At 40.7% G+C, this 17,577-nt stretch carries 15 protein-coding genes; 7 read left to right on the forward strand and 8 right to left on the reverse strand.

The window, feature by feature from the left end; genetic code table 11:
• The first annotated feature begins 326 nt into the window (after positions 1 to 326).
• Together BIY37_RS07935 and BIY37_RS07940 are read left to right on the forward strand one after the other, a co-directional pair.
• Entirely contained in the window at positions 327 to 1,397 is a 1,071-nt protein-coding gene (locus BIY37_RS07935) for an integron integrase (RefSeq protein WP_201789413.1), read from the forward strand.
• A gap of 142 nt (positions 1,398 to 1,539) precedes the next feature.
• Entirely contained in the window at positions 1,540 to 2,343 is an 804-nt protein-coding gene (locus BIY37_RS07940) for an MBL fold metallo-hydrolase (RefSeq protein WP_070067303.1), read from the forward strand.
• Between the two features lie 145 nt (positions 2,344 to 2,488).
• Here the strand turns inward: BIY37_RS07940 and BIY37_RS07945 are convergent, their stop codons facing one another.
• Positions 2,489 to 3,460 (reverse strand): polyprenyl synthetase family protein, encoded by a 972-nt coding sequence (locus BIY37_RS07945; protein ID WP_080324948.1) that lies wholly within the window; start codon positions 3,458 to 3,460, stop codon positions 2,489 to 2,491.
• 169 nt (positions 3,461 to 3,629) lie between these two features.
• Complete coding sequence (gene waaF / locus BIY37_RS07950; protein WP_143299216.1) at positions 3,630 to 4,724, reverse strand: lipopolysaccharide heptosyltransferase II; 1,095 nt, start codon at positions 4,722 to 4,724, stop codon at positions 3,630 to 3,632.
• A gap of 276 nt (positions 4,725 to 5,000) precedes the next feature.
• On the opposite strand from waaF, the gene BIY37_RS07955 reads away from it, so the two are divergent.
• Both BIY37_RS07955 and plsY read left to right on the forward strand, forming a co-directional pair.
• Positions 5,001 to 5,801, forward strand: a complete 801-nt coding sequence (locus BIY37_RS07955) for a lipopolysaccharide kinase InaA family protein (protein WP_080324957.1) — start codon at positions 5,001 to 5,003, stop codon at positions 5,799 to 5,801.
• A 19-nt stretch (positions 5,802 to 5,820) separates the two neighbouring features.
• Positions 5,821 to 6,456, forward strand: coding sequence for a glycerol-3-phosphate 1-O-acyltransferase PlsY (gene plsY / locus BIY37_RS07960; protein WP_070067307.1), 636 nt, complete (start codon positions 5,821 to 5,823; stop codon positions 6,454 to 6,456).
• Between the two features lie 97 nt (positions 6,457 to 6,553).
• Here the strand turns inward: plsY and BIY37_RS07965 are convergent, their stop codons facing one another.
• Genes BIY37_RS07965 through BIY37_RS07985 form a run of 5 tightly spaced genes read right to left on the reverse strand, consistent with a single transcriptional unit; the run spans position 6,554 to position 10,065 of the window.
• Entirely contained in the window at positions 6,554 to 7,378 is an 825-nt protein-coding gene (locus tag BIY37_RS07965) for an MlaA family lipoprotein (RefSeq protein WP_080324950.1), read from the reverse strand.
• Between the two features lie 51 nt (positions 7,379 to 7,429).
• Positions 7,430 to 8,047, reverse strand: a complete 618-nt coding sequence (locus BIY37_RS07970) for an MlaC/ttg2D family ABC transporter substrate-binding protein (RefSeq protein ID WP_070067309.1) — start codon at positions 8,045 to 8,047, stop codon at positions 7,430 to 7,432.
• A 4-nt stretch (positions 8,048 to 8,051) separates the two neighbouring features.
• Positions 8,052 to 8,498: an outer membrane lipid asymmetry maintenance protein MlaD gene (gene mlaD / locus BIY37_RS07975; RefSeq protein ID WP_070067310.1), complete on the reverse strand. Its 447-nt coding sequence runs from the start codon at positions 8,496 to 8,498 to the stop codon at positions 8,052 to 8,054.
• Between the two features lie 29 nt (positions 8,499 to 8,527).
• A complete protein-coding gene (locus tag BIY37_RS07980; protein WP_070067311.1) occupies positions 8,528 to 9,274 on the reverse strand; it encodes an ABC transporter ATP-binding protein in 747 nt (248 codons plus the stop codon).
• A 2-nt stretch (positions 9,275 to 9,276) separates the two neighbouring features.
• Positions 9,277 to 10,065: an MlaE family ABC transporter permease gene (locus tag BIY37_RS07985; RefSeq protein ID WP_070067312.1), complete on the reverse strand. Its 789-nt coding sequence runs from the start codon at positions 10,063 to 10,065 to the stop codon at positions 9,277 to 9,279.
• 1,772 nt (positions 10,066 to 11,837) lie between these two features.
• Between BIY37_RS07985 and mazG the strand changes: the two genes are divergently transcribed.
• From mazG to hflX, 3 genes are all read left to right on the forward strand, one after another.
• The gene (mazG, locus tag BIY37_RS07995; protein ID WP_070067314.1) at positions 11,838 to 12,641 is read left to right on the forward strand and encodes a nucleoside triphosphate pyrophosphohydrolase; all 804 of its coding nucleotides are present in this window, start codon (positions 11,838 to 11,840) and stop codon (positions 12,639 to 12,641) included.
• A 492-nt stretch (positions 12,642 to 13,133) separates the two neighbouring features.
• Positions 13,134 to 13,847: an acetate--CoA ligase family protein gene (locus BIY37_RS08000; protein WP_070067357.1), complete on the forward strand. Its 714-nt coding sequence runs from the start codon at positions 13,134 to 13,136 to the stop codon at positions 13,845 to 13,847.
• A gap of 411 nt (positions 13,848 to 14,258) precedes the next feature.
• Positions 14,259 to 15,557: a GTPase HflX gene (hflX, locus tag BIY37_RS08005; protein WP_070067315.1), complete on the forward strand. Its 1,299-nt coding sequence runs from the start codon at positions 14,259 to 14,261 to the stop codon at positions 15,555 to 15,557.
• Positions 15,558 to 15,743: 186 nt separating this feature from the next.
• On the opposite strand, the gene BIY37_RS08010 is transcribed toward hflX, so the two are convergent.
• A complete protein-coding gene (locus BIY37_RS08010; RefSeq protein WP_143299218.1) occupies positions 15,744 to 17,357 on the reverse strand; it encodes a hypothetical protein in 1,614 nt (537 codons plus the stop codon).
• Between the last annotated feature and the right edge of the window lie 220 nt (positions 17,358 to 17,577).

Genomic DNA, 17,577 nt, shown 5'->3' on the forward strand with positions numbered 1-17,577 from the left:
TCATATCTGCTCCTCCTCTTTACTGGTTTAAGAGTTTATTTCACGATGCCTCTATAATACAACTTCGCATCGCTTTGTGAAGGAGCCTTCTATATGATTATCACATCTTGAATATTAAATCAAAGAGGGTTGTACTATTATTTAACTTTTAAGATGTGACCCTACTTGCCTCCTCTACTTGCCTCCATGGTCAAATTGCATGAGAAACATCAATCTCCTGTAAAGCAAGAGGAGGCAGCACGAGCAGTGTCCCTTTATTACGTGAGCTGCAATCTGCCCCTCACCTTCCCGTAAACCATTCAGGGGCAGGCGCTGCCTCGCTCCCTGTGAGGGGTGAGGGGAATGTTAAACCGGAGGACCGTTCCGATTCTATAACTTCTCCCGCCCCATTCTTCAGCAAAGAAGGGGTATCGAAATCGGGACCGTTGTCAGGGAAAGAGTGGATCAAGGTTTACTCAGACCTGTTTGCAGAGATTAAGGTAAGGCATTATTCCCCAAAGACATTGAGATCATATTCTACATGGGTGCGGAAGTTTCAAGCCTTTACAAAAACCAAGAAACCTTCTGAATTGAATCCATCCGATGTGAAGGATTTCATACGCTTTCTGGCTGTGCAATGCCGCGTCTCGGCTTCTTCCCAGAACCAGGCGTTTAATGCCCTTTTGTTTTTATACAGGCGAGTACTAAAAACCGATTTTGGAGACCAGAGCGATAATGTGAGGGCCAGGCGGACCAGATATATACCTGTTGTGCTGTCCCGGGAGGGAGTAGATTTGATAATAGGCAACCTTAATTATCCTTACGACCTTGTGGTTAGGCTTTTGTACGGTTGCGGCCTCCGGCTGTTTGAATGCATGAAGCTCAGGCTGCACAATTTCAATTTAGATGCAGGGATATTGACGGTGCATGACGGGAAGGGGAAGAAAGACAGGACAGTACCGCTTCCAAGATCTATCCTTCTGCAGATTAAAAACCATATTACCTATGTGACGGAACTGCATCAAAAAGACCTCGATGCCGGTTATGCAGGAGCATTTGTTGACGGACTTCTTGAAAAGAAGTATAAAAACATCGGAAAGGATCTGATCTGGCAGTGGTTCTTTCCGGCCAAGACATTGACGCTTGTCCCCGATGAGGGCAAATACAGAAGGTACCATCTCCATGAAACGCATGTGAATAAGGCGATACGGCGGGCTGTGAGAAAAGCAAAGATGTTTAAGAGGGTGTCGTCCCACACCTTTCGGCATAGTTTTGCCACCCATATCTTGCAGGCCAATTACGATATCCGCACTATTCAGGAGATGCTGGGACACAGCGCTGTAAAGACGACCATGATATACACTCATACGATCAAAAGGCAGACCGTCAAAGAGGTAAAAAGCCTGCTTGATTTCTGATGCGAAACAGGTTCGGGAATCAAAAGAGCCATTCTTTCGATTTTATCGAAAACGATGTAGTCTGCGTCAATCAGCAGCAACGACATGATTACTATTATTTTGTGTTCCTATTTCAAGTATAATTTTAGTATTATTGTCTAATATGGAAAATACTCCTGAAACCGATTATGTCAAATTTCTTGGCACGGCTGGCGCCAGGATTGTCGTGTCCAAACAGTTGCGCGCATCGGGTGGAATGTGGTATTCCCTTCAGGGTTTTAATGTATTGGTTGATCCCGGACCGGGATGTTTGGTGCGATGCATTTCAAGCAGACCCAAGATGGATCCCATGAAATTGGATGCTATTATTCTTACTCATCGACACCTTGACCATGCCGCTGACGTGAATGTCATGATTGAAGCGATGACTGAGGGTGGATTCAAGAAGCGCGGTACTCTTTATACGCCAGAAGATGCATTGACAGAAGATCCGATAGTTTTACAATATGTAAGAAGTTATATTCCTAAGATAGAAATTATCAGAGAAGGTGGCAGATACAAACTCTCCGATACGGTATCTTTTGAAACACCTCTAAAACACCATCATCCAAGCGAGACATACGGTATAAATTTTTTTACTCCGAACTATACTATTTCATTGATTGTAGACACCCGTTATTTCCCGGAATTATTGAAACATTATAAGGGAGAGATTTTGATTATCAATGTGGTTCGTTATACTGTGGATAAAGACATGAAAACGTGGCTTTACCATCTCAGCATTGCAGATGTGAAAGAAATTGTCACAACGCTGAAACCGAAAGTGACGATATTAACTCATTTTGGGATGACAATGATTAAGGCGCAACCCGGCAAGGTTGCTGAACGATTATCGCAAGAGACGGGATCAAAAATTATTGCTGCTGGTGATGGAATGAAATTTAGCTTCGCAGATATGGAAAAATGAAAAATAAAAATTTACCATAAATTTACAAAACTTTATTTATGGTTTTATGATATTCGTAAGCCTCTTGCCAGATGCCGCAAATACAAGGATGCCCATATTATTTGCTCTCAACTGCAGAGCAAGCTAATTATATATTCTGAGCTTTTTACGTCCTTCTTGTAACTATGTAATCTGCCAGGTCCATGAGCGTCGTTTTATATGGAGATTCAGGAAGTGGAGCAATTTCTTCCTGCGCTTGTTTCACCATATTTTTTGCTGTAGCAAAGGCATATTCGACAGCATCATGTTCGGTTAACAATTCCATAATGGCGTTTTTTGTTTCTTTTGCGTCATGTTGAAATATCAGTTCTCTGGCCGATTCGAGTTTATTCTTGGGGAGTTGGTTCACTAAACGAATGAGAGGTAAGGTGAGTTTGCCTTTTTGAATGTCCGTGTTTAATGACTTTCCAATTTCTTCTTCCGAGCCCATCACGTCGAGACAATCATCCACGATTTGAAATGCAATACCAATTTTTAAACCATATGTGGACAACATATCAGAAACTTTGTGATTGGATCCAGCAAACGCAGCACCTAAGCGGCAACTGGCGGCACATAAAGAAGCCGTTTTTCGTTCGATAATGTCAAAATAATCATTTTCGCTTAGTCCAATATCATACCGTCTTTGAAGCTGGATGAGCTCTCCTTCAGACATAATGTTAACCGTCTTGGAAAGCAAGAGGGTTGCAATCTGAGAATCAAGGGAGGAAAGGATAGTAAATCCTCTGGAAAATAGATAATCACCAAAAAGAATGGATATTTCTCTTCCCCATTTGGAATTAACACTTTCAACGTGCCTTCTCATTGATGCCTCATCGATAATATCGTCATGAACAAGTGTCGCAGTGTGAACCATTTCCACTACAACCGCAATGTCAATATGTTGAGGCCCAACATCTCCAACACATTTACCTGACAATAATACCAAGGCTGGCCGTAATCTTTTTCCTTTATATTTGCTAATGTGGATAATAAGATCCGTCAAGGAATTGTTGCTCGGTTTTAATTCTTTATGGAATCGTGTTTCAACCTCATCCATGAGGGTTTTAATAGAATCGAAAATACCCGCAGGTTCCACCGTTAACAAGCTCCTTTTTGAATTTTGCGAATAGTTAAAGAAAGGTAATAATATCAAGCAATATGAAAAAAGTCAAACTTCTTTTCTTCGTGTTCTTTCTCAATAAATATTTTTGATAATATCCATTTATTCCCTGGATTTTACCTTCAGAATAACAGCAGACACAGAGTCATTTCGCACCTGCTGTCATAGGTAATTTTGCCAGATCAAGAACTGCCTTAAAAACATCTTCCGGGGTAATGGAAAAAATACAGGTAACGTGGTCACATGTTCGTTTCTCACACGGGCTACAGGGGATATCTTTTTTTACCACTAGTGCGTTTCCATCGTAAGGGGCATAAATCGAAGGATCCTTAGGTCCAAAGATTGCTACGGTAGGAATTCCCATGCATGAAGCAAGATGAGTGGGTCCTGTGTCACCGCCAATATAAAGGTGTGCGCGTTGTAATAAAGCTATCAGTTGTTTTATCGATGTAGTCCTGCATGCCATCGTGGCATGATGCTGCATCAACGAGAGAATATGTTTTACAAGATCGTATTCCGGCATACTCCAGGTAAATATAACGGAGTAATTCATTTCTCTTATTAATCTATCAGCAAGAAAAGCGTAGTTTTCAGGAGGCCAGCGCTTGAATTTACCAAACATGCTTGTTCCCGGATGGAGTACCGCAATGGGCTTTTCATGAAGATGATTCCGGAAAATAAAATCATCAATATAAAGGCGGTCGTTGTCTGAAATCGAAAATACCGGTCTTTGGTAACATGTTCTTATCCCAATGCCCTGCAAAAGACTAAAATATTTGTCAATTCTGTGCATCCTCTTCTGTTGAGGTTTAATCCGAAAATTCGTAAAAATAAAATTAAATTCCTTGCAAACTCCTTTCGCAAAACCAACCCGTGTCTTTGCATTACTCAGAAAGGTCAATAAACCGCTTTTAAAATTACCATGAAAATCTAAAGCAACATCGTATTCCCTTTCCCTTAGCTTCCGTAAAAAAATACGCAATTCAGAAACTATTTTTAAATATTTATATGGATGCCTAAGGGCAGTTTGCCATTTTTTTCTGGGGAAGACAAGGACTTCGTCTATTTCCGGAAGTTCTTCAATCAGATCTTTTACTTTGTCTTCCACTAACCATACAATATAAGAAGTAGGGAACGCTCTTCTTAGGTTTTTTACAGCAGGTATAACATGAACAATATCCCCCATGGCACCCAACCGTATAACCAGAATATTCCTGAGATTATCAAATGGTTTTCTCATCTTTGAAATCACAATGTCTCTTTCATACCTGAATGACACATCCGGTTTTCAATAAGAATTCAATTTACGTTTGTATTCATTCTCGTGCTGATATATAATTAAATTCAAATGAATTTTTCAAAAAAAGCATGCTTAAGAATAATACGTTCCTAAATCATAACGTATATGTTACTGAAATCAATAATATTACACACTTTTTCTACTGTGAAGAAAGGAAATACGACTTTATTGGTAAAAGACCAATATAAAGAGACACTGTCCGCTGTGATTTTTAATATGAAAACTTTAGATGATAGAAGGACGGATACCGATGCCGTAAAAATTGGAAGAGGAACGTATCAGACCATTCCCGTAGCCGGAAACAACGGGGAAAGACTTGTTATCCGAAATTACCGGCACGGCGGTTTATTCGGAAAACTTTCTGGCGGTGTCTTTTACAATAAAAAGAGGCCGGTACATGAAGTGGCGGTCAACGAAATTGCCTTTAAAAATAATGTACCGTCCGCTGAAGTAGTTGCTATAATTAAAAGAAGGTTCTGTGGTTTGTTTTATAAGGCAGACTTTGTCACCAGGGAGATAACTGATGCTGTTGACCTTGTCCAATTGATAACAGAATCTTCCCTGATATTCATACAAAGATTTAAGAGACCCATAATCCGTGCGCTTGCAAAGCTTGTACGAAACATGCACGACGCAGGCATATTTCACGCAGATTTACACTTGAAAAATATACTTGTCAAACACGATGCAGACGGAGAGTTCCATTCCTATATCATTGACCTGGACAAATCGGTGGTTGCAGAAACTCTCAATATCAACCAAAGAATAAAAAATCTCCGGCGCCTTGATCGGTCAATCGAAAAACTCCGATGGGTGTCAAGTAAAACCAATACGTCTCTGTATCAAAAAATGAGTGTAATTTCTCAGGTTGACAAGATCCGGTTTTTTAGATTGTACATGCTCTGCGGTAATGCACTCGATAAAGATTGGAAAAGATACATCCTCAAGCGCCATTCCCGGCATGTTGCACACAAACTCTGGTGGCATATATTGCGTTATTTTCACGCAATCCCATAAAAACGAGAAAGGTTTTTCCGTGTTCGCGCAAGATATATTTGGTCCGATTATTTCATATTTCATTGGCAGCATTCCTTTTGGATTTCTCATTGTCAGGATGGTTAAGGGTATCGATATCCGGCAGGTTGGCAGTGGTAATCCGGGAGCAACAAACGTAACCAGGGTTATGGGCAAACCCTATGGTATATTGGTATTTATTTTAGACATGCTGAAAGGATTTTTTCCAGTGTTTATCTTTGATCACTATCTGGCAGGTCAAGAACACCCTCTCTCGTTGATATTATGCGGAGTTGGTGTGGTATGTGGCCACGCATATCCTGTTTTTCTTGGTTTTAAGGGAGGAAAGGCCGTAGCAACAGGCTTTGGTGTATTTTTGTGGTTGGCACCCTTACCACTCATGATTTCTAGCGCAGTATGGTTGTTAACTGTCGCTATTTCCCGTTACATATCTTTAGGTTCTATTCTAAGTCCTGTGGTATTGGTAATATGCTTGCTGGTACTTGGGAATGCCCCTTTTGGAAAAGGGCTTTATTTAACAATGTTTTCCGTATTTATTTCTGTACTGTTAATCATACGTCATAAATCCAACATTAAAAGAATTTTAAACGGCACAGAAAATAAAATTGGAAAAAAATCAAAGCCAACATTTCAATGAATTCCAATTTGTGGCCATATTTATATTTTAAAAAAAAATCCGAACTATCACGTAATAATGCATTTCTTATGTAACTGCAAAATATGGTATCTCAGTCTTACTCTTTAATCTTTTTTATCCGATTTTGCAAATAAGCATCCTGAAGTGCAATATAAGGGTCAATAGCTGGTTTTGTTACACTCTCATACGTATCTCCCTTATCTATTGAAAGGTTGTTGACAGATTCGTAGGTATAACTTCCTATGCTTTCAAAAGATTGGAGAAAAAGAAAGGAAACCCATGTTAATGGATCCAACGCAGCATCGCCCAAAAGCCCCAGGGTATCACGAGTATTTGATGGGCCAATAATAGGCCATACGATATAAGTGCCGGATTGCATATTGTATTTGCCAAGAGTCTGTCCAAAATCTCTCTCTTGTTTCTCAAAATGAAACTTCGATTTGGCAGGATCGAGAAATCCAGCCACTCCTACAGTGCTATTAATAACAAAACGCAACATTTCTGTACCTGCACCTTTAAAATTGGACTGAAAAAGACAATTGAAAAAGCGTACGGGCATCCTTATATTGGAGTAAAAATTTTTAACACTTACCCGTGCCTGTACCGGTATCATAGAATTATACCCGGTATATATTGGTTTAAAGAAATAATGAAAAACTTTATCATTGAAGACAAACATAGCTCTATTAAAAGGCCGAAGGGTATCTTTTACCGGCGGAATCTCCGCTTCCACCTCGGATTGCCCTGACTCAGATGACTCTCCATCATCGTCACTATTTCCAGAAACACGGTCTTCGCTTAACTTCCCACCAGATTGCTCTTCAGAAACAGAAATTGGTAAATCTTCCGCAGGCAATGCCTTCGCTGAAAAAAATGCTGTCAAAACGAAAATTAACATTACAACTATACATTTTTTCATCATTTGACCCCTCTTATAGAATAATAAACTTTATCCTCAACAATTTCATTTCATTTAGGTTTTTTCTTTATCGTTTTTCCCTTTTATTTTTTGAACAAGCTCTTCATACGATGATTTCATGAGGATGTTGTTAAACTGGCTACGGTAATTATTGACCAAACTTACTCCTTCAATAACTACATCATAAATCTTCCACTTCCCAGAATTACTTTGCATACGATATTCCACCAATACTACAGATCCGGTATTTGTGATAATCTTGGTTTGTACACTGGCATAGTCTTTCTCATCTTGCTTCTCCTTGACAAAGACAATCTTTTCGCCAGAATAAGTATCGGTTTTACCGATATAGGCATCCTTCAGAATGATGGTAAAGAGTTCCACGAATTCTTTTTTTTCTTCTGGAGAACGTTTTTTCCAGTACTGACCAAGTGCCCTTTTCGACATTTCTTCAAAATTAAAGATAGGAGAAATTTCTTCCCACAATTGTTGCCTGCGAGTATGCGCTTTCTCCGTTCCTTTCAGGGAAGGATCTTTCAGTACTGCTAAACCCCTGTCTATTGTTTCCATAACAAGGGTTCCCGGATCTTCCGCAGCCCACAGGAAAGGAGATATAAATATTAACAAAATTACGCCACAACAAATCGAAGATATCATTTTTCTCTTGTTCATTTCTTTATTCCTTCACTTTTCCAAAAACAAAATTTCCTATTAACTTTTCTAAATCAATTGGTGGCTCTGTTTCATGCAAGGTATCTCCAGGATGCAACAATTTTTCCGATCCACCGGGTGTTATTTCTACATACTTTTCCCCCAGCAGTCCTTTAGTACGTATAGAGGCGATAGAATCATCCTGGAGTTTTATATCATCCCGAATCCTTAAGTTAACAACGGCCTCGTAATTAACGAGTTTAATACTATCTACCGTACCCACGGCAACTCCTGATATTTCTACCTCGGTATTTTTCTTGAGTCCTTTGACGGTGCTAAAAACGGCCTTTATCGGATAATAATGCCCCCCGATCAGATCAATTTTCCCCAGATTTACCGAAATAAAAATCAGACAAAGCATCCCAATAAAAACAAAGATACCAACGACAATTTCCACATCAAATTTCTTCATTTAATCACCTTTTTGAATATTGGAACATGTTATTTTAAAGAGATAGGGCCTTCCAATTCTCCGTGAATGAATTGATGAACCACAGGATCCAAGGAGGTCTTTATTTCTTCCGGAGTTCCTGTAAAAATAATTTTTCCGTTGTACAGCATAGCAACATAATCCACAATAGAGAAAATAGCAGGAATCTCATGGGTTACAATAATTGCGGTAAATTTGAGGCTCTTCTGGCACTCCCTGATCAATCTATGGATAGCTTTACTTATCAAGGGATCAAGTCCGGTGGTTGGTTCATCAAAAAGAATTATCTCAGGATTCATAATAAGACAACGGGCAAGGGCTGTCCGTTTTTTCATACCACCACTGATTTCAGCCGGATATTTTTTCTTTGCGTCTGAGAGTCCTACCCGGGATAACTCCTGTAGCACTTTATCCCTGATTATCGAATCGTTCAGCCTGGTCTTTTCCCTAAGCGGAAAGGCAACATTATCAAAAACGGTAAGCGAATCGAAAAGGGCTCCCCCCTGAAAAACAATGCCAAATCGCTCTTTTAATTGCTTCAGCGGCCTTCCTCTAACTTTACCGATATCCTGATTGTCTATCAATACCCTGCCTTGATCGGGTCTGATGAGACCAATAATATGTTTTAATAATATCGATTTTCCTTGACCACTGCCGCCAATCAAAGCCATGGAACATCCTTCTTCGATTGTTAAGTTAACACCACGGAGCACCGCCTGATCTTTAAAACTTTTGTATAAGTCTACAACCTTAATCATCTCTAATTATTAAGTACCATCACAGAAGTCATAAAATAATCCCAAATCAAAATCATAACCGATGAAAGCACCACCGATCGAATGGTTGATTTACTCACACCTTCCGCCCCGTATCCTGTAAAATAACCCTTATAACAGCTTATCCATGTTATTAAAAATCCAAAGCTTATTGACTTGTACAAACCTTCAAGAATATCACGGGTTTTTATGAAATCTCTAATACCCTGGAAATAGGTCCCGCTGGATAAGTCCATGAGTCCTACGCTTATAGTATATCCCCCAAAAACACCCAGAACGACAAAGATAGCATTTAAAAGGGGAAGTGACAGGATACCTGCGATTATATTGGGAACGATCAAATACTTGTGAGGGTTTAAAGCCATGGCATCGAGGGCGTCTATTTGTTCAGTTATCCTCATGATACCAATTTCAGCCGTTAATGCAGAACCAGCGCATCCCGTAACCATTAAGGCCGAAATGACCGGCCCCAGCTCCCGTATTAAAGACAACGCTACCACCGGACCTACACTTGATTCAGCGCCAAACTTGGCTAAGGCGTAATACGTCTGTAATGCCAGAACCATTCCCGTAAATGAACCCGTCAGCACGATAACAGGAGTAGTTTTAACACCAATAAAATTGATTTGCTTAATAATTCGTTGTATCAAATATGGAGGGAACATCATCCAAAAAAAGGATGTGGCAATAAAACAAACCATTTTCCCTAATTCACGTATGAATCTATGAGTATAACTTCCGATTAATTTAAATGGGGTAAGTATCCAAATCATGAATGAATTTTTACAAAAAATGTCTCCTAAAACCTCTCTTAAAATCCGTGATCTCAAACAACATTTGAAATTAATGAAATACGTTGCTCAAAAAACCCAACAAAAATTACACCAATAGCCATGAATGGTTTACAAACTTTAATCTATGTTCTTAATTTTACATGGCTTATTGATTATTTATTTTTTGTGTAAAGGCTGACGTGAAAATACGATCAAAATATTTTTACGAAAAAATTGCATAAAACAAAAAAATAGACATTAAAAGGTTCGAAATAATTTCGTTTCAAGTCAGCGTTGGCCGGTTAGAAATTTGCGCGTCTTGTTTTATTGCTCTCGAGAGGTCATTCCCGCATGTTTTTAGCAGGAATCCAGGAGGTTCAGAGTTCACTGGATACTCGATAAAAGCGTTCGGGTATGACCAAACCGTACCTGCAAATTTTTAACCGGACAACGTTGGTTTCAAGTCATTCTTTTTTAAATGGTGTCAATTTTTTCTCAATTTTTGGCACATGTGTATTTTTTTGAAAATACCATGAGTAATTCTTTGCATAAATTTTTAAACGGCAACATCATACAACGTCATCAATTAATAATCAAGAATTATTCCAGTAAAAAAAGAAAAAAGATTATTTAACTTCATTCGAAATATTTTTTTAGTTGTCTTGGGCAACCGAACACTCACTAAGCACGCGGCGCAATACTATTTTCGGAGAAACTCCAATAACCTTTAATAAAATTATGAGTACTGCGCCGTTAGTATTCCATAAAAAAAATATGGGTCGAGTAGACGGCGGAATTACTCCTGCCATCCCTCACAGAACCGTGCATGCAGAATTACTGCACACGGCCCTTCAAACAGATTCACTGAGTAGAAGAGCATATCCAACTGTAACCTTTCACAATGCTGGGTTTTTTGGTAAGGGACGCCTTTTCAGCAGCACATGGAAATCATTTCAATTAAAAACCTTCCTTTGGCTGCGCCTATTCAGCCATTTGTACCATAAGCCTTCTGACGGCATAGCTAAATTTGGACAACGTCAGACTGTTTCTTGCAAAGCCGCAGCAGTTGTAATATCCCTTCAAGGCTAGACATAGGCGTTTATGCAATTCATAAAACGGTAGCATATTTCTTAGTTTTCTGAGCCTGTCGTTCAGTACGATGAGCGTTTATCGCATTCTCTTTTCTATCATTTCATCCTAACTTCGCTGCGCTCCTCCTTCTTTTCCCCATGCAGTGCGTAGTGCGCCTCTCCTGGTTAGCAATCATAACTCAAAAGGTAACTCTTGCGTTTGTTCTAATTCCCTCGTAATAACCTGTCTGTGCCTGCCGTTATTTGCTCTCCCTTAAATTGCGATATCACCTCCATTCCGTTTAACTCCTGACACTCTATTGCGTCTTTACACCTTGTTCTCATTTCTGTCCCTCCTCTTGTTGTGTATAATCTGTTATTTGCATACATCTTATGCCATAAAAATTGTGGAACAACTAACATATCGGTAAGAAATCCGGGTTAACCAAACAATGCTAATTTTGAGTAAGCGTGCAGGGAATTGCTTTGATAGGCAGCATTGGAACGGACAATTGTTATCATCTCCTCGTTTGACTTCAATAATGATAATTGCTAAAATTTATGGTGCTGGAATGTAAAAAGATTATCGTTGTCGGTTGAAGAATACAAGATAGAAACACAAATCAACACCTCACAATGTTCTGCACCGAACCGACAACTTTTACTTATTTTTAAATTACTTGTGAAATAAAGAAATTTCCAATGAACACACATGAAAATAAATCCATTTCATCATTTCAGGACTTGATAGAATTAATGCGAAAATTACGGAGCAAGGACGGGTGTCCCTGGGATAAGGAACAGAATCACGTTTCTTTGAAATCACATCTGATAGAGGAAACTTATGAGGTGATTGATGCTATAGACTCAGGAAACCCCGATAAATTAAAAGAAGAGCTGGCAGACCTTTTTTTTCATATCATATTTCACTGTCAGATTGCCCGGGAAATGGGAGAATTTGATATTGACTGCGTAATGGCGCTCTGTATTGATAAAATGACACGCCGTCATCCTCATGTCTTCGGTGATGCCACAGCAACCACCCCCGAAGAGGTAATTCACCAATGGGAGCAGATTAAAAAAACAGAAAAAGGGTTTGAGGAGAGAAAATTTATTGTGGATGGTCTCCCCAGGCATCTCCCAGCTCTTCAAAAGGCTCAAAAATTACAAAAAAAGGTTGCCAAGGTTGGTTTTGACTGGACGAACATACATGACGTAATTGCTAAGGTGGATGAAGAGTTGAGAGAGGTCAAAGAGGCAATCCGGGAAAAGAAACCGGAGCATATCGAAGAGGAGGTTGGAGATCTCTTGTTTTCCATTGTCAATCTCGCCCGATTTTTGAAGCTCGATACGGAAAATGTGCTTCACAAGACTATTTATAAGTTTGTCGATCGTTTTAAGAAGGTTGAGACAGAACTCACATCCATGGGGAAGGACATCGAGAAATGCACTTTAGAGGAAATGGATGCCGTTTGGAATAAGGTAAAGAGTAACATTTCAAAGTAAATTGTTTGTACTATAAGTAAACGTAACAAATAGGTATGCATGCAAGTGTCCTTGCGAGGGCGACAGCCCGAAGCAACCTCCAGTGCATGGATTGCCTCACTCGCAATAACAACGTTTTTTTGTGTTTGCTTATATCATTCTCGTGTGCAATCGACACGCTTTTCCTTCTGGATTTCCGTTTATACGAGAATGACAGTGTTGTTTGAATATATCTCCCTTGGACACTGCATATTGCCCGATATGATAGTCTGTAATTGAAAGTATTTGCGCTATAATTTGCTCAATCCTAAACCAAATGCTGCGGCATCTGTTTGGGGGGGTATAACAAGCATGAGATACTGTTTCCTACCGGTATGGCGTACAAAATTCCGGTGTCAATATGGTTTTTTAGTTTAACGGTTCGATTAAGGACGATTAGACCAGACTCGAAAGTTCGACAGTTTAATGTGTTTCGGGCAGGCTTGTATTGCTGCGCCAAATGTGGATGAATTAATGGCAAACCTTGAAAAGACGGTTTACAGTGTCATACAAAAAGCACTGCTTCAGAAACGATACGAATTACTTGAACCAGAAGCTAAGGATCTCGTTGAGGCATTTGGAATAAAAACCACTAAACACAGAATTGCTTCTTCCCATGCCGAAGCAATTCAAGTGGCGAGATCCCTTGGTTACCCTGTTGCCCTCAAGATCGTTTCACCTGATGTCAGCCATAAAACGGATGTGGGTGGTGTAAGGCTTGGAATCGGGGATGATAACGGTGTTAGGGATGCCTATGACGAGATTCTAAGAAACGTAATAAGGAGGGTGCCTGATGCACGGATTCATGGAGTCCTTGTTCAGGAAATGGCAACGCCTTCCACAGAAGTCATTGTAGGAGGGTTGAGAGACCCGCAATTTGGCCCGGCGGTGATGTTTGGACTGGGTGGTATCTTTGTTGAAGTATTTCAGGATGTTTCCTTCCGCATTGCTCCGGTAGAGGAATACGAGGCGCTTGACATGATTCAATGCCTGAAGGGAGTTCGTATTCTCAAGGGTTTTAGAAATAGAGAGGCTGCGGATATTACCGTACTGGCTCAGGCTATTGTAAAAGTATCGAACATTATGGTTACCGTAGAGGAAATTAGGGAAATAGATCTGAATCCCATCCTGGTTTATCCAAAAGGTGCGAAGGCTGTAGATGCGAGGGTCATTTTATGTCAACCTTAGCGCAGCAGGTCTGCAAACAAAAATATTCTGTAACAATTCAGGTTTTTTAAAAAATCCCAGCAACATTAGGGTTGCAGCCCTTTATAAAAGATAAGGCGTTTGTTCGTATCAAACACACCCCTAAATCCCCTCTTTCCAGAGGGGACTCTTGCTCTCCCCTCTAAAAAGAGGGGCCGGGGGGTGTGTTACAAGGCAGCAAATGTTTCGTCTCTTACAGTACACACAAAATACATTGGAAATTCCTTTCAAAAAAATAAACTGTTACAATATTCTGATCACGAGATACAGGAACTCTACCCCATCCTTCACCGTAAACGGAGAGGGTGATAGGTCCTTCCCCGTTTATTATAGGAAGGATAAAAACCTCCCATTCAAAAGGGTTTTAAAAGCTAATATTATAATGAGGTGTACGTGAAACTAAAAGACACTGCATTTACCGTAAAGGCTGAACGTGCCATTCTTTTTCGGGTTATGCTGACAGGAAATCATTGTGAGGATGAAGCACCACTGGAAGAACTTCAGCAATTGGCAAAAACTGCTGGTGCAAATGTTATCCATACGGTAGTTCAAAAAAGGCCACATATCGATCCTGTATATTATATTGGGAAAGGAAAAGCAGCCGAATTATCCCTGATTGCAAAGGATTTCAGCGCCGATGTGCTGATTTGCGACGATGATCTTACTCCGGCACAGGTCAGGAATCTTGAAAAAGTTATTGAAAAAAAAGTAATCGACAGGAGTGAATTAATCCTTGATATATTCGCTACCCGTGCAAAGACGTTTCAGGCAAAACTTCAGGTAGAACTAGCCCAATTGGAGTACACACGACCCAGGTTAAAGAGGATGTGGACTCATCTTTCCAGGATCGAGGGCGGCATTGGAACAAGAGGCCCTGGCGAAAAACAACTGGAAGTTGATAAACGCATTGTGTTAAGAAAGATCCACGACCTGAGAAAGAAATTACATGAAATTGAAAAGAGGCAGGAACGAATCGTTGCCTCACGGAAGGAATTTTTCACGGTATCTATTGTGGGATACACGAATGCAGGAAAATCGACTTTAATGAATGCCCTGACGACGATTGATACCTTCGTGGAAGACAAACTCTTTGCAACGCTTGATACAAAGACAAGTATCTGCAAATTAGAAAATGGAAAAAAGATATTAGTTAGTGACACCGTTGGTTTTATCCAAAAGCTGCCCCATCATCTTGTCTCATCGTTTAAAGCAACCCTTGAAGAGTCCCGTCACGCCGATCTCCTGCTCCATGTTGTGGATATTAGTTCTCCTCTGGCTTATAAACAGATCGAGTCCGTGGATACCGTATTGAAAGAGCTGGGATGCGATAAAAAACCAACAATCATGGTATTCAATAAAATAGACGCGATAAAGAACGAGTCAATGATCCCCCTGCTTCAGAATCGTTATAAGGATTGCATCCCGATCTCTGCAAAGACACATCAGGGAATAGGAAGACTGAAACGAGAGATTGAGGAAAAATTGGAAAAATATTATCTGGACGTGGAACTTACCTGCAGTACAGGCAATGGAAAATTAATTGCCTATCTTCACGAACATACGCACGTTTTAAGTAGCTGTTTTGACGAACAGCGAGTAACATTCCGGCTGCTCATGAAAGATAAACTCCTCCACAAACTGCGCATGATGGATAATACCATTCAAATAAGAGAAACGACCGGAGCAAATTAAACACCTTGCCGGCTTGATCATCTATCCTGCTGGCCTTGATGGTTCAATCTGCATGGATGAACCAACCAAAAAATACAAAAATACGGAAAATTTTAAATTGACAGCATTTATTGCATGCCTGTTATGTAAAATGAAATCCATTTCTCCTGTATTTCCCTATTTCTCCTCAACATTGATATCCAAATTCTATTGTGATGCTATTTGTGCGTGAGACTGCTTCCATATCGCCGTCTCCTTCCCTTTGGATGCCTTGACAATTAAGGCAAGTCCGCTATCCGGGTTCCAAGCCGTGATTGCAGGGGATGCAATCTTCACAACCCCGGGCGTGGATCTCACCACCTTTCCATCTTTTATGAGGCTCGCATCTCTTACATCGTACCATTTATAGGAATACGCGCCAGCAGGCAGTCTAATACGAACAGCATTCGCGGACTGGCTACCCCAGAAGTAGGCTACATACTCGGAACCAGGGTTTGCCAAGAGTTGATGTCCTGCACCCGTTGGTCCTTTTTTGATCAGGCGGTCGTACTCTACCCCTTTTTTATTCACCGGAGAGAGCTTCCAGAAACTCACCTTCTCGGCAATCTCGCGTAGCGCTTTGAGCCTTTGTGCGCCGTTAACCCACCCTTGGCTCCCGATCCGGCTTGAGTTGTCCTCATAAAACCCCACGTGCCCACCAGCCATGAATATGGCCCATGCAAACCGGGTATGTCTATCAAGGTCGTTGTGAAAGTCTTCTTTATTTTCCGGGAATCCAGGTGTTTCATTCACACTCAGGATCTTACCCTTTAGCTGGCTATAATGCAGGGCATCCGATACTTCCTGCGGCGACCCTCTTAAACGGAAGTTCATGATATCAACAAATTTGCTATCCCAGTAGTGTTTTGGTCTGAACGGTCCTTCTTTATCCCAGCCAGCGTGGACTGCGACCATATTCGATGCTGTTTCATTGATGCGCCGTGCCCATTCAAGCTGCCATGGATGCCAGGTATCGACATCGAGATCGTATGTTCCGAATTCATTGCAGACCTCTATGTACACGTTCTCAAAAGCACCAAATTCGGAGATGACCTTGTCTACGAGATCCTGTTGGTAATCCCGAAGCCTTCTTCCGCTGTGCGAGACCTCCGGATGATTGAGATTGAAAAACTCCGACTGAAACAACCCCCGTGCATTACTGGAGAAAACACCGTTGACGTTGTTTTTCTTGTTCCATGCGATTTTGAATAGATCCGTATCGGGAACACCATCGTCCCTCCACCAGGCCGCCCAGCCAGGATACGGCGCGAATACTGTAATCTCTACCGTAATCTTCCGATCTCTGGCACTTATCAAAAAATCCTTTGTCCTTTCCCAAAATTCCGGATTCCACTGGTCAAGGTTAAAAAGACCCGTCTGTTCTCTCACCCAGGGTGTGAGCGCCTTAAAGGATGTCGTGCCAAACCAGCAGTACGTCCAGATCCTGACCTTATTGATCCGGTATTTGACGAACTGGTCCAGCGCTGCAACGTAATCAATGGTCGGATCGCACGCCAGTTCCTGAGAATCAAACCCCACGAGGTAGGTCGGCTGACCGTCGTAAGTAAACCATCGTCCCTGTCGCCCGATCCCTTTTGCCGTGTTGCTGTTAAACTTGTCCCGTCCATCTGGTTGGATAGAATCCAACGGTAACGATTCGTCGTTAGATTTTTTGTCGCTCAGACCACAACCATTTATCTCCTTTAAATCCATGAAGCTCGTACAAACAGCGATAAACAGTGTTAGTACAAACCCATGTCCAAATATCAGCTTCTTTTTCATTTCAATATCTCCCAAAAAACAGAATATTCTTTGTCTATTCCATGCAGGAAACCACAATCACAAAGGATTAACATTCTTGTATGAAACAAAACCCCGAATTTTAATAAGTTCAAACAGCCTATCAGCTTTCTGCTTGAATTCGCCGCTACAATCATCCTCTCAAAGAACAACAATCTTGCGTGTGACTATTTTAAAAATAAATCAAAACAATGGAAGAAAT

Source organism: Candidatus Brocadia sapporoensis (assembly GCF_001753675.2).
In the GTDB taxonomy this organism is placed as follows: Bacteria; Planctomycetota; Brocadiia; order Brocadiales; family Brocadiaceae; genus Brocadia; species Brocadia sapporoensis.